General features: G+C 63.0%; 9 protein-coding genes and 2 rRNA genes. 7 read left to right on the top strand and 4 right to left on the bottom strand.

The annotated features are described in order from the left end of the window. From B1526_RS01330 to B1526_RS01315, 3 genes are all read left to right on the top strand, one after another. A 23S ribosomal RNA gene (locus B1526_RS01330) occupies nt 1-165 on the top strand; the annotation flags it as partial. Between the two features lie 192 nt (nt 166-357). Then, nucleotides 358-474: ribosomal RNA gene (gene rrf, locus B1526_RS01325) — 5S ribosomal RNA — on the top strand. A gap of 1,855 nt (nt 475-2,329) precedes the next feature. Continuing rightward, nucleotides 2,330-2,581 (top strand): hypothetical protein, encoded by a 252-nt coding sequence (locus B1526_RS01315; RefSeq protein ID WP_095614334.1) that lies wholly within the window; start codon nt 2,330-2,332, stop codon nt 2,579-2,581. 82 nt (nt 2,582-2,663) lie between these two features. Here B1526_RS01315 and B1526_RS01310 read toward each other — a convergent pair whose 3' ends face one another. Both B1526_RS01310 and B1526_RS01305 read right to left on the bottom strand, forming a co-directional pair. Then, nucleotides 2,664-3,440, bottom strand: coding sequence for a nitroreductase family protein (locus B1526_RS01310; RefSeq protein ID WP_095614333.1), 777 nt, complete (start codon nt 3,438-3,440; stop codon nt 2,664-2,666). 98 nt (nt 3,441-3,538) lie between these two features. Further along, the gene (locus tag B1526_RS01305; RefSeq protein WP_095614332.1) at nt 3,539-3,982 is read right to left on the bottom strand and encodes a DUF4235 domain-containing protein; all 444 of its coding nucleotides are present in this window, start codon (nt 3,980-3,982) and stop codon (nt 3,539-3,541) included. Between the two features lie 103 nt (nt 3,983-4,085). Between B1526_RS01305 and B1526_RS01300 the strand changes: the two genes are divergently transcribed. After that, nucleotides 4,086-4,781 (top strand): histidine phosphatase family protein, encoded by a 696-nt coding sequence (locus B1526_RS01300; protein ID WP_162287914.1) that lies wholly within the window; start codon nt 4,086-4,088, stop codon nt 4,779-4,781. A gap of 19 nt (nt 4,782-4,800) precedes the next feature. Here the strand turns inward: B1526_RS01300 and B1526_RS01295 are convergent, their stop codons facing one another. Next, nucleotides 4,801-6,567, bottom strand: coding sequence for a glycoside hydrolase family 13 protein (locus B1526_RS01295; protein WP_095614331.1), 1,767 nt, complete (start codon nt 6,565-6,567; stop codon nt 4,801-4,803). A 457-nt stretch (nt 6,568-7,024) separates the two neighbouring features. On the opposite strand from B1526_RS01295, the gene B1526_RS01290 reads away from it, so the two are divergent. After that, the gene (locus tag B1526_RS01290) at nt 7,025-8,350 is read left to right on the top strand and encodes an ABC transporter substrate-binding protein (protein WP_095614330.1); all 1,326 of its coding nucleotides are present in this window, start codon (nt 7,025-7,027) and stop codon (nt 8,348-8,350) included. Nucleotides 8,351-8,758: 408 nt separating this feature from the next. Here B1526_RS01290 and B1526_RS01285 read toward each other — a convergent pair whose 3' ends face one another. Further along, entirely contained in the window at nt 8,759-9,775 is a 1,017-nt protein-coding gene (locus B1526_RS01285) for a LacI family DNA-binding transcriptional regulator (protein WP_095614329.1), read from the bottom strand. 336 nt (nt 9,776-10,111) lie between these two features. Between B1526_RS01285 and B1526_RS01280 the strand changes: the two genes are divergently transcribed. Together B1526_RS01280 and B1526_RS01275 are read left to right on the top strand one after the other, a co-directional pair. After that, the gene (locus B1526_RS01280) at nt 10,112-10,966 is read left to right on the top strand and encodes a carbohydrate ABC transporter permease (protein WP_095614328.1); all 855 of its coding nucleotides are present in this window, start codon (nt 10,112-10,114) and stop codon (nt 10,964-10,966) included. After that, nucleotides 10,963-11,802, top strand: a complete 840-nt coding sequence (locus B1526_RS01275; RefSeq protein WP_095614327.1) for a carbohydrate ABC transporter permease — start codon at nt 10,963-10,965, stop codon at nt 11,800-11,802. The genes B1526_RS01280 and B1526_RS01275 overlap by 4 nt, the downstream gene beginning before the upstream one ends. Nucleotides 11,803-11,968: the final 166 nt, after the last annotated feature.

Raw genomic sequence — 11,968 nt, 5'->3', positions numbered from 1 at the left:
CGCTGAAAGCATCTAAGCGGGAAGCCCGCTCCAAGATAAGGATTCCTGACACCCCTTCCGGGGGTGTGTGAGACCCCACACGAGAACATGTGGTCGATAGACCGGACGTGGAAGCCGCGCGAGCGGTGGAGCCGACCGGCACTAACGGTCGAACACGACCAACACCGGCACCACGGTTGGAACCAACACGATCGGGACACACGACCCATCGGACACACACGATACAAGCATCAACACGAAACACCTGCGCGAACACACGACACACGCATACGAACACGCGACGCGTCCACCATCCGGTCCCCAAACAACCACCAGGACCCCCAACCACACAAGGGGGGTCCCGGAGAATTGAAGACTTGCGGCGGCCATGGCCCAGGGGAGACGCCCGGACCCATTCCGAACCCGGAAGCTAAGACCTGGCACGGCGATGGTACTGCACCCGACAGGATGTGGGAGAGTAGCACGCCGCCGCACCAACACGTCAAGGGAAAGCCCCGACACCACACAAGTGGCGCCGGGGCTTTTCCGCATACCCGACCCCCGGCGGGCACCAACCACGGCGCCCGCCGGGGGCCGTCGCATACCCGACACCGGCACCCGCCCGCCATGGCACGCCGGCACGGCCCCAAGCGTACCGGCCTGCGGGAAACCACGCGCCATGGCACGCCCACGGGCGCCGTAGCATACCGGACCGCGGTTATACCCCGCCCCACGGCACGCCGACCGGGGACGTAGCGTACCGGGCCGCGCAGGATCACGCACTGCGGTACGCTGACGAGGGGGCCAAGCGTACCATCCTGCGGGAAACCACGCACCTTGGCACGCCCAGAGGCACCGCAGCGTACCGGACCGCGGCATATCCCGCACCACGGTACGCTTACACGGGTCCAGGCATACCACCCTGCGGAGAATCACGCACCGTGGTACGGTGACAGGACCGCAGACGTACCGGCCTGCGGGATATCCCGCGCCACGGCACACTCCATGGCTCACATCGCGGCGGCACACGACGGCCACGGAAGCAGGCCCCGCAACGACCACGGCCACCACCGGAGGGCAAACCGTGCGCAACCCCCAGGCCCCGCGTCCGTTTCCCGTGCGAACGGTGGCGGCACCGGCCACAACCAGGCCCTTCCGCGTCCACGATCCGTGCACCCGGTGGCGGACACGGCCGCAACCAACCCACGCAGCGACCACCTTCCGTGCACCCGATGGACAAACCGGCCACAAAACCACACCGCCGCGTCCGTATTCCGTGCGGGCGGTGGCACACACGGCCACAACCGACCGAAGCGGCCGGCGGCACCGCACCCCCGGCGCCGCGCGACGCGGATATCGCGCCACCATCGCGGCTCCTCCCATGCCACGGCACCGCACGACACCGGCACCGTCCCAGCATCGCGCGTCACCGCAATCCCGCGGTACAACACGACGTTGGCGCCGTGCCAGCGTCGCGCACCCGCACAAACCGCGGCACCGCACGACGCCTGCGTCACGCCACCGTCGAGCTTTTCCGCATCCCACGGCACCGCGAGACGCAGGCGGCATCCCCTCGGCGCGCGTCCACACCTGCCGCGGTATCGCACGTCACCGGCACCGCACCACCGACGCGCCCCCGCACATGCCACGGCACCGCACGACGCGGATGTCGCGACACCATCGCGCGTATCCCCCCCCCCAAAAAAAACTGCGGCACCGCGCGACGCGGATATCGCGCCACCGGCGCGCCCCCGCACATCCTGTGGCGCCGCGCGACACGCAAACGGTCGTCGGAACGACCATCGTCCCCATACATTGCGGCACCGCACGACGCGAACACGACGCGCGCGTCCACCCACACCGCCCTCCGCGGTACCGCACGACGCTGACGGCATCCCATCGTCGCGCGTCCGCACATGCCACGTCACCGCACGACGCGTACGGCGTCCCACCGACGCGCGATGCCGCAATCCCGGCACCGCGCGACGCGGACGCCGCCTTACCGTCGCGCATCCGCACAGATCGCGGTATCGCACGACGCACACACCGTGCCGCCGTCGCGAGTTCGCACACACCGCGGTATCGCACGACGCACACACAGCGCCCGTGACCACCGCCACCGCAGATTGCGGCACCGCACGACGCTGGCGGCATCCCATCGTCGCGCGTTCGCGCAAACTGCGGCGTCGTACGACGGAAGCGGCGCATCAGCGTCGTGCGTTCGCGCAAACTGCGGCGCTGCACGACGCAGACGCCGGGCCACCGTCGCGCATCAGCACACACCGCACACCGCACCCACCGCCCGCCGCCCACCACATCGTCGTCGTAGAGGCGAACTTATGATGTGGGCATGCACTACTTCACACCCAAACGTTGCGCGACGACGAACAAGATCATGTACCACGACAAGGTCAAGGCGTTGCAGGCGGCGGAGGACAGCCGTATCGAACGCGGTACGGAACTGTGGGTGTATCGTTGTGATTTCTGCGGCATGTGGCACCTCACCCACCGCAATCCCCAGCTCAACGTGGTGCGGATAAGCCAGAAAGGCTCCCGTAAGCCGTATTCACGAAAAAAAGGATACAAGCCGCGCTATCGGTGACGCAGCTTGCATCCTCACTATCTTTTTCCTATGTCGCGACACAGCGGCGCACATGCGGCGCATATGTGGCGCCGCACGCGCATCAGTGGTCGAGATCGAAGCCCTGTGCGGCGGCGTGGTCGAAACCGCGTTCGAGCACGCTCGTATCGGTCGCTTTGTTCGCGGTCTGCACATCGTACGTCGGCACGGGTGTGTTCGGATCGCGCAGGTCGTGGTATGTGTGCACTTCGTCGTTGAACACGGCGATGTTGCGCGTGACGAATGCGGGATCGCTGTTGTAGACGTCGTCGAAGAACTGCAGGCCGCGTCCCATGCGTGGCTTGAGCGCAGGCTCCTGCGCCGGTTTGCCGATCGCGATGCCGAGGACGGGATACGTGTACTTCGGCAGTTCGAACAGTTCGATGAGACGTGGGATGTCGTTGAGGATCGATCCGAGGATGACGCAGCCGAGTCCGAGGGATTCGGCTGCCGTCTCCATCGCGTGGAGCGCGAGAACGGCGTCGTTCTGCGCCTGTGAGAAACGGTAGCTGTTCTTGAGCGTGAACGCGTCGCCGTCGACGTCGACGCCTTGTTCGCGTGCGATGACCATGTTGCGGTATTCGTCGAGGACGAACACGTAGAGCGCGGGCGCCGTCGCGATGTATGGTTGTCCGCCGATCTCGGCGAGCGCGTCCTTGCGTTCCTGGTCGGTCACACGGATGACCGACCAATCATTGAGGTATTGGCTTGACGCGGCGTGTTGCGCGGCCGTCTCGATCGTCGCGACCGTTTCCTCGGAGAGTGGTTCGTCGCGGAATGCGCGAATCGAGCGACGATTGAGCAGGACATCGATGGTTTCGTTATGCAGTAGTGCTGTCATACCGTCCATTATGCCGTGCCGCCGGCCGTGTACGCCACTGTCGTGCTTACGGCACAAGCGGCCGCACGCACAAGTCACGCATACGCCTGTGTACGCGTTCAGCGGCGGCGCCGCGCCTGCATACCCGCGATGATCTTCTGCACGCCTTTCGTGGAGACGCTTGTGAGCAGTGTGCCGAACGCCGCCGACGCCGCCGCGAACAGCATGCTCATGATGAGCCCCTGTTGGCGGTCCTGTTCGTCGTCGTCGGGACTTGGATGGATCTTCGCGGTGACGAGGTTCCACACGGAGCTGAATATCTTGCCGCCGACGAGGCCTACGACGGCCGGGAACGCCATACGGAACACCTTGTCGCCGAGGGTGTCCGGGTCGGCGATGCGCTCCTCGCGCAATTTCGTGACCTTCGCGTTCGCTTTGTTGAGTTGGGCGACCGTCTTCGCGGTCGTCCCGTCGAGGTCGTGCTTGCGCTCGTCGGCGATCGCGTTCGACGCGGCCGCGAGTTTGACGTCCGCGTCCGTTGACGCTTCGTTGTGCTTCTTCATACTGCCCAGTGTATGCCATCGTGCGCCGCGTATCGCCGATGCTTGTGCTGCGCGAACATGATGGGCCGCCGTGTTCTTCACGTGACACGCTACAGTAGTGGATATGCAGAATTCGACGATGAATGACAACGCGCGGCGGTACGGCACACTCGTGTTGCTGCGGCATGGGCAGACGCGCTGGAGCGAATCGGGACAATACACAGGGCGTACGAACATCCCACTCACCGATGTCGGCGTGCGGCAGGCGCGTGACGCGGGCGAACGGCTGCACACGTTGTTCCCGGATGGGTTCGCCGATGGCGACGTCTATAGTTCCGATCTGCGGCGCGCGGTGACGACGGCGCACGAAGCCGGGTTCGCGTCGCCTATGCTGATGTCCGATCTTGAGGAGTGGGATTACGGGCGCGCGGAAGGGCGCACCCGTGAGGAACTGTTCGCCGCGTTGGGTGAGGAATGGGATGTGTGGGCGGATGGTCCGACGTCGCTCGCCGCGCATCTTGCGGGTGAACGCGTCGAGGTCTTCCCGGATGGTGAGGAGATCACGATCGTCAACGGTCCGGGGGAGACGGTCGATGACGCGGCCACACGCGCGCGCCGCGTCATCGACCAGGTCATGCCGGCGCTCGCGGCCGGCCGCGACGTGCTGTGCGTCGCGCACGCGCACATCCTGCGTATCCTGACGACGCAGTGGCTTGGCGTCGAACCGCGCTTCGGGCGGCATCTCAAACTCGATACCGCCCATATCTGCGCGTTGTCGGTCTATAAAGGCGACCGTGTGATCTGGAAGTGGAACGTCTGAACGGGACTGCGGTCTCGCGTCAGATGCGCATCCAGATGGCGGCGTCGACAGGTAGCGAATAGCCGTCGAACGGCGTCGAACGCAGGACGATGTCGCCGTGCGGCAGTTCGACGGGTGTGGGGCCGAAGTTCACGATACACGCGAAACGGCCGCCGTCACCATCGGCGACGGGGCGCGCGTACGCGATGACGTCGGACTCGCCGGGGTCGAGGACGTCGTCATCAAGCCATGCGAGCGAAAGGTCCCCGGTCGGCGTCAGATGGTTCTGGCGCCAATGCAGCGCGCGGCGGTACAGGTTGAGCATCGACGCGTCGTCGGCGTCCTCGGTGTCGGCCGCGAAATCGGCGTACCACAACGGCTGTGGGAGATGCGGATCGTCGGCGGCGGAACCGTCGGGTTTTGCGTCGGAGAACCCGAAGGACGCGCCCGTGCCGAACGCGGGATCCCACGCGGCCGCGCGCGGCATGTCCGCGGCGCGCCACGGGAGCGGCACGCGGCAGCCGTCGCGCCCCTTCTGCGCTCCACCGTGGTCGGTGTTGAACGCGACGGGGTCCTCCAGACGGTCCCACGGGATGTTCGGGACCTCGGGAAGCCCAAGCTCCTCACCTTGGTACACGTAGACGGAACCGGGGAGCCCAAGCTCCATCAGGATCGCGGCACGTGCGCGGCGCGCGCCGCGCTCGCGGTCCTCGGGGTAGGTTTCCCCGGAACGCAGCAGCCAATCGTTCGCGAGGATGTGGTACCCGTTCGTGCGCACCTGCGGCAGCCCGTAGCGGCTTGCGTGGCGGCAGACGTCGTGGTTGCTCATGACCCACGTCGTCGTCGACTTCGATTCGTCCGCGCTCGAAAGCCCCTCGAGGATTGCGGTGCGGAATTCGTCGGCGAACCAGTCGGCCTTCGCGAACTCGAAGTTGAAAACCTGGCCGAGCTCCTGTTCGGACGCGTACAGATGCTGGTGTTCCGGGACGACCCACGCTTCGGCGACGGCGAACCGCGGCGGGTCGTATTCGTTGAAGACGCGGTTCCATTCGCGGTAGATGTCATGCACTTCGGGACGGTCCCACAGCGGATGTTCGCCCGTGATGGACTGGTCGTTCGCGACGGTCCATCGTTCGAGCTCCTTGAGCGGGCGGGAATCGAGGTCCTTCGCGAGCCCGTGGGCGACGTCGATGCGGAATCCGTTGACGCCCCGGTCGGACCAGAACCGCAGCGTGCGCTTGAAGTCCTCGTGCACGTCGTTGTTCTTCCAATTGAGGTCCGGCTGTTCCTTCGTGAACAGATGGAGGTACCATTCGCCGTCGCCGACGGCTTCCCACGCGGGGCCACCGAAAAGCGACTGCCAGTCGTTCGGCGGCAGTTCGCCGTGTTCGCCCTCGCCGTGGCGGAAGATGTACCGGTCGCGTTCGGGCGAACCGGGTGCGGCGGCGAGCGCGGCCTGGAACCACGGGTGCATGTTCGATGTGTGGTTCGGGACGATGTCGACGATGATCTTGAGTCCCGCTTCGTGCGCGGCCGTCACCATCGTGTCGAAATCATCGAGCGTGCCAAGGCGCGGATCGACGTTGCGGTAGTCGATGACGTCGTAGCCGCCGTCGGCGAGTTCGGAAGGGTAGAACGGCGAGAGCCACAGCGCGTCGACGCCGAGTTCCTTGATGTAGCCCATCTGCGCGGTTATGCCGGCGACGTCGCCGAGACCGTCGCCGTTCACGTCGCGGAAGCTGCGGGGGTAGATCTGGTAGACGACGGCCTGCTTCCACCAGTCGTCGTGCGTATTGTTGAGCGTCATGACGTTCCTTTCACAATCGCGCGCGCCTGTGCCGCCGTTGTGTAGTGTGCGGGGCGCGGCGCACGTCGTTATGCAGCTCGTAGCATAAGCCTGCGGCGATGCTCGCATAATTATATTCCTACGTAAAGAAATTGCGAATGGAGTGATGGTGCGCGTGTTGGGTGGTGCGCGCGGTTCGCGTACGCTGTCGGCAGTACGCGAACTTGTCAATTGTCGGCATGTCGTTAGCAAACGCTTTCATATGTCGAGAAACGTTGTGAAACGCTGGAATCATAGGATTTCTCGATATCCGAACCGCGAAATCGATGCGCGAATGCGCGCGTTCGGCGTGCCTACGTTTGCACTTTTTGCAGTTATGGTGCACAATAGTCACTGAAAGAAGTTGTCGAGGAAAGAGACTTCTTAACGTGCACCCTGTGTGCAGCGCCCGTCAGGGCGTACAGAGAAAGGTTCGAAGATGAATCGTACGATGAAGACAACCGTAGGATTGCTCGCCGCGGCCGCTATGGTCGTGCCGCTCGCCGCGTGCGGTGGCGGAAACTCGGGCTCCTCGGACGGCAAGGGCAGCGTCTACTTCCTGAACTTCAAGCCGGAAGCGGCGGACCAGTGGACTGCGCTCGCGGCGAAGTATGAGAAGGAGAAGGGTGTCAAGGTCAAGGTCCAGACGGCGGCGTCGGGCACCTATGAGCAGCAGCTCAAGTCGGAACTCGCGAAGAGCGAAGCCCCGACGATCTTCCAGGTCAACGGCCCGGTCGGCTACCAGAGCTGGAAGGGCTACACCGCGGATCTCAAGGACACCGCGATCTACAAGGACATGAACGACCAGAGCCTCGCGCTCACCGACGGCGACAAGATCGTCGGCGTCCCGTACGTCATCGAGTCCTACGGCATCATCTACAACAAGGACATCGTCGCGAAGTACACCGCGCTCGACGGCGCGGTCATCAAGTCCGCGGACGAGATCAAGGACTTCGACACGCTCAAGAAGGTCGCCGACGACATGCAGAAGCGCAAGAAGGACCTCGGCATCGAGGGCGCGTTCACGTCGGCCGGCTTCGATTCCAGCTCCGACTGGCGCTTCAAGACGCACCTCGCGAACATCCCGCTGTACTACCAGTTCAAGAAGGACGACATCACCGCTCCGCCGGCGTCCATCAAGGACATGTACATGGACAACTTCAAGAACATCTTCGACCTGTACATCACCGATTCGACGACTGAGAAGACCCAGCTGAGCTCGAAGACCGGCGACGACGCGAATTCCGAGTTCGCGCTCGGCAAGGCCGCGTTCTACCAGAACGGCACGTGGGCGTGGAGCGACCTGCAGAAGGCCGGCATGAAGGACTCCTCGGTCGGCATGCTCCCGATCTACATCGGCGTCGACGACAAGACCGAAGGCCTTGCGACCGGTTCCGAGAACTACTGGTGCATCAACTCGAAGGCGTCCGAGGCCGACCAGAAGGCCTCCGCGGACTTCCTCGAGTGGGTCATCTCGTCCGATGAGGGCAAGAAGTCAATGAGCGAGGACATGGGCTTCACGACGCCGTTCTCGACGTTCAACGACGTCAAGACGACGAACCCGCTCATCGCCGACGCGAACGCGAGCATCCAGAACAAGGAGCTCACGCAGGTCGCCTGGGACTTCTCGATGATGCCGTCCGAAGAGTACAAGAACGTCCTCGGCCAGGCGATGCTCGCCTACGCGCAGGGCACCGGTGACTGGAACGCCGTCGTCGACGCGTTCGTCAACAACTGGGCGACCGAATATCAGGCGACCCACTGAGTCGGCTGATCCGGTTCCGTTCCGTCGTCCGTGACTCTCTGCAATCCGTGGATGCCGACGCCGCTGACGCGGCTGAGGCATCCACACACGGCGCGACGGGATGGATACGATGGTTGCCGTCGGATAACTGAACATCGATAACTGAATATGTGATAATTCCTTTTCTTCCTCTGGATTTCTTCCTAGGGTGGGGCACCGCACAACGGAGCCCCACCCTTTTTGGTTGTGGGGGGGCAGCTGTGTGCTGCGGTGGTGCCGCCGGATGCGGCTGCTGAGAGAAGAATGGCGGCTGTCGGCTGCGGCAGCGCCGCGGGGTACGGCCACCAGGAGATGAATAATGGCCGCTCCCGGGGGCGGTGCCGGCGGAAACAGCCATGGGAAAGGGAGAGAGCATACGAAGGGGTGCACTCAGTTGTGCTGCGGGACCGGTCCCGTCGACGAACGGATGATGAGCTGCGCCGGTTCCGTCACATACAGCTGCTCGGGGGTTTCGCCGTCGATGAGCGCGAGCGTCATATCGGCGGCCTTGCGCGCCATCTGCACCGGTTCCTGCCCGATCGTCGTCAGGCCGATGTCGTTCGCATAGGTGCTGTTGTCATATCCGATGACCGAGATCTGCCCGGGGACCGAGAAGCCCGCACGCATGAGTTGGAAGATGAGTGGGATCGCGATGCCGTCCTCCTGACACGCGACCGCCGTCGGCATGTGCTCAAGGCTGAACAATTGGGTGACGACTTGTGCGATGCGGTTGTCCGATTCGTCCGCGACGATGACGTGCGGTGCGATGCCGGCATGGCTGCAGCATTCCATGAACGAATCGAAGCGCTGCTGCACGCTGAAATGCAGCGAGACGTCGCGGTCGGCGCGCACGTACGCGATGTCGCGGTGCCCGAGTGCGATGAGGTGGCGCGCCGCGAGGATCGACCCCTGTTCGTCGTCGATATTGACGGATGCGGAGAAGCCGCGTTCCTGCGGCAGTACGGAATTGATGCCGATGATCGGCACATGGATCGAGTTGAGTTGGGCGATCTCCTGACTGTCGATGTCGAAGGAGACGACGATGACGGCGTCGGCGTTGCGGCGCACAGGCAGCATCTCGAAGAACTCCTTGCGCTCCTCGATGCTCGAGATCTGGAATATCGACAGGTCGTAGCCCTCCGCGTGGAGCACCTGGTTGAGTCCTTCGATGACGGAGGCGCTGAACCACAGGCGCAGATGGTCGCTCACGAGGAGCGCGATGCGCAGCGAGCGCCCCGTCTTGAGCGCGACCGCGGAACGCGAGGTCGAGAAGTTCAGTTCCTCCGCGATGCGCAGGACCTTCTCGCGCGTGGCTTTCGAAACCAGCTCGGGGCGTGTGAAGGAACGCGAAACCGTGGAGATGGATACGTTGGCGACGCGGGCGACGTCCTGGATGCTCGTGCTCATCTCATCTCCTTCGTCATTGAAGAATGGGCAGGTGGTATGCAAACGTTTGTGCAATCTGCATTCCACAAACGTTTTCATCATACCATGTTTTGTGTGAAATGGCGAACTTCCAGCGATTTGCGTCGATATACCGCGAACTGCTGACGGTTGGCAATTCCTATCGAAACACGCAAAAATGTAAACGTTTGACAGTACTTGGCATCGCTGTTACAGTGGACACTGTCATCCGCACCGCCGACGGTGCGCGCGTCAGCACCGACGCCGCCGCCCCGGACGGTCGTAGAGGGCGCATACGCAGGAGTATGCACAGGAAAGAACGAGGAAAGTAGGCATACTATGATCAGTATGGCCGGTAAGGCGATACGCCGATGGTGGGCGTTATTTGTACTTCCGACATTCGCCGCATTCATCATCGGTTTCGTTGTGCCGTTCATCTACGGCGTGTACTTGAGCTTCTGTGAGTTCACAACGGTCACCGATGCGCGTTTCGTCGGGTTCGAGAACTATGTGAAAGCGCTGCATGACAAGACGTTCCTGCACTCGCTGCTGTTCTCGACGCTGCTCACGATCGTCACGACGGTCGTCATCAACGTCGTCGCGTTCGCGATCGCGTACATGCTGACGAAATCGATCCGTGGATCCAACCTGTTCCGTTCGGTCTTCTTCATGCCGAACCTCATCGGCGGCATCATCCTCGGTTACATCTGGATGCTGCTGCTCAACGGCGTGCTCGCGCATTGGTCGAAGTCGCTCACGTTCGACCAGAAATACGGATTCTGGGGCCTCGTCATCCTTGTATGCTGGCAGCAGATCGGCTATATGATGATCATCTACATCGCGGGCATGCAGTCGCTGCCGACCGACGTGCTCGAAGCTGCGTCCGTCGACGGCGCGAATGGCCGTCAGACGATGTTCAAGATCATCATCCCGCTCATGATGCCGTCGATCACCGTGTGCTCGTTCCTGACGGTCACGAACGGCTTCAAGCTCTTCGACCAGAACCTCGCATTGACGAACGGCGCGCCGAACCGCATGTCGGAAGGCCTCGCGCTCAACATCACGAACACGTTCTACGGACGTGTCGGATTCGAAGGCGTCGGCCAGGCGAAGGCCGTGCTCTTCTTCATCCTCGTGGCGGTCGTCTCGCTGCTGCAGAACAAGCTCACCACGTCCAAGGAGGTCGAGGCATGAACGGCGAAAAGGCTAAGCACAGTGGTCTGTGGACCCTGTTCTTCTCGATGATCTCGATTGCGTGGGTCTTCCCGATCTTCCTCGTCATCATCAATTCGTTCAAGCAGAAGGCGTACATCAGCGACAACGCGTTCTCGTTCCCGACCGGGGAGACCTTCTCCGGATGGGACAACTATGTGCGCGGCATCGAACAGACGAACTTCTTCGCGAGCTTCGGGTGGACCGTGCTCGTGACGGTCGGTTCCGTCGTGCTCATCCTGCTGTGCACGTCGATGTGCGCGTGGTGGATCGTGCGCGTCAACAACTGGGCCGCGAAGACGCTCTATATCCTGTTCCTGTTCAACATGATCGTCCCGTTCCAGATGCTCATGTTCACGCTCTCGTGGCTCGCCGACCGCCTCGGGTTCAACACGCCGTGGGGCCTGTGCATCATCTACCTTGGCTTCGGCGCCGGCCTCGCCGTGTTCATCTTCACGGGCGTCGTGAAAGGCATCCCGCAGTCGCTTGAGGAATCGGCGATGATCGATGGCGCTTCGGTGCCGCGCATCTTCTTCCAGGTCGTCGTGCCGATCATGAAGCCGTCGATCATCTCGGTCGCGATCCTTGAGGCGATGTGGGTGTGGAACGACTACCTGCTGCCGTACCTGACGCTCGACCTGAACAAGTACAAGACGATCTCCGTGTCGATCCAGTACCTCAAGGGCGGTTACGGTTCCGTCGACATGGGCGCGATGATGGCGTGCCTCGTGCTCGCGATCATCCCGATCATCCTCTTCTACATCCTGTGCCAGAAGTACATCGTCAAGGGTGTCATGGCCGGTGCCGTCAAGGGCTGACGTTGAGTCAGCCCTTGGAAAACAGCGCGGTGTGCTGTTTTCAGGTGCCGGTCCGAGCGGCTGTGCCGCGAGGGCGGGTTTGGGTCCGGCCGTAGGCCGGTCAGTATTTGCAGGGCCGGAGGCGGCGCCGTCAAGGGCTGACCTTTCCATCATCAATCAACGCCGG

The sequence above is a fragment of the Bifidobacterium criceti genome (genome assembly GCF_002286935.1).
GTDB classification, from domain to species: domain Bacteria; phylum Actinomycetota; class Actinomycetes; order Actinomycetales; family Bifidobacteriaceae; genus Bifidobacterium; species Bifidobacterium criceti.
Note: the sequence above shows the minus strand (reverse complement) of the source record. Positions and strands in the feature narration are given on the sequence as shown.

What these genes read in the sequence shown, in the direction of transcription:
- B1526_RS01315 (WP_095614334.1), top strand. Translation starts at nt 2,330, where the DNA reads ATGCACTACTTCACACCCAAACGTTGCGCGACGACGAACAAGATCATG.
- B1526_RS01310 (WP_095614333.1), bottom strand. Translation starts at nt 3,440, where the DNA reads ATGACAGCACTACTGCATAACGAAACCATCGATGTCCTGCTCAATCGT.
- B1526_RS01305 (WP_095614332.1), bottom strand. Translation starts at nt 3,982, where the DNA reads ATGAAGAAGCACAACGAAGCGTCAACGGACGCGGACGTCAAACTCGCG.
- B1526_RS01300 (WP_162287914.1), top strand. Translation starts at nt 4,086, where the DNA reads ATGCAGAATTCGACGATGAATGACAACGCGCGGCGGTACGGCACACTC.
- B1526_RS01295 (WP_095614331.1), bottom strand. Translation starts at nt 6,567, where the DNA reads ATGACGCTCAACAATACGCACGACGACTGGTGGAAGCAGGCCGTCGTC.
- B1526_RS01290 (WP_095614330.1), top strand. Translation starts at nt 7,025, where the DNA reads ATGAATCGTACGATGAAGACAACCGTAGGATTGCTCGCCGCGGCCGCT.
- B1526_RS01285 (WP_095614329.1), bottom strand. Translation starts at nt 9,775, where the DNA reads ATGAGCACGAGCATCCAGGACGTCGCCCGCGTCGCCAACGTATCCATC.
- B1526_RS01280 (WP_095614328.1), top strand. Translation starts at nt 10,112, where the DNA reads ATGATCAGTATGGCCGGTAAGGCGATACGCCGATGGTGGGCGTTATTT.
- B1526_RS01275 (WP_095614327.1), top strand. Translation starts at nt 10,963, where the DNA reads ATGAACGGCGAAAAGGCTAAGCACAGTGGTCTGTGGACCCTGTTCTTC.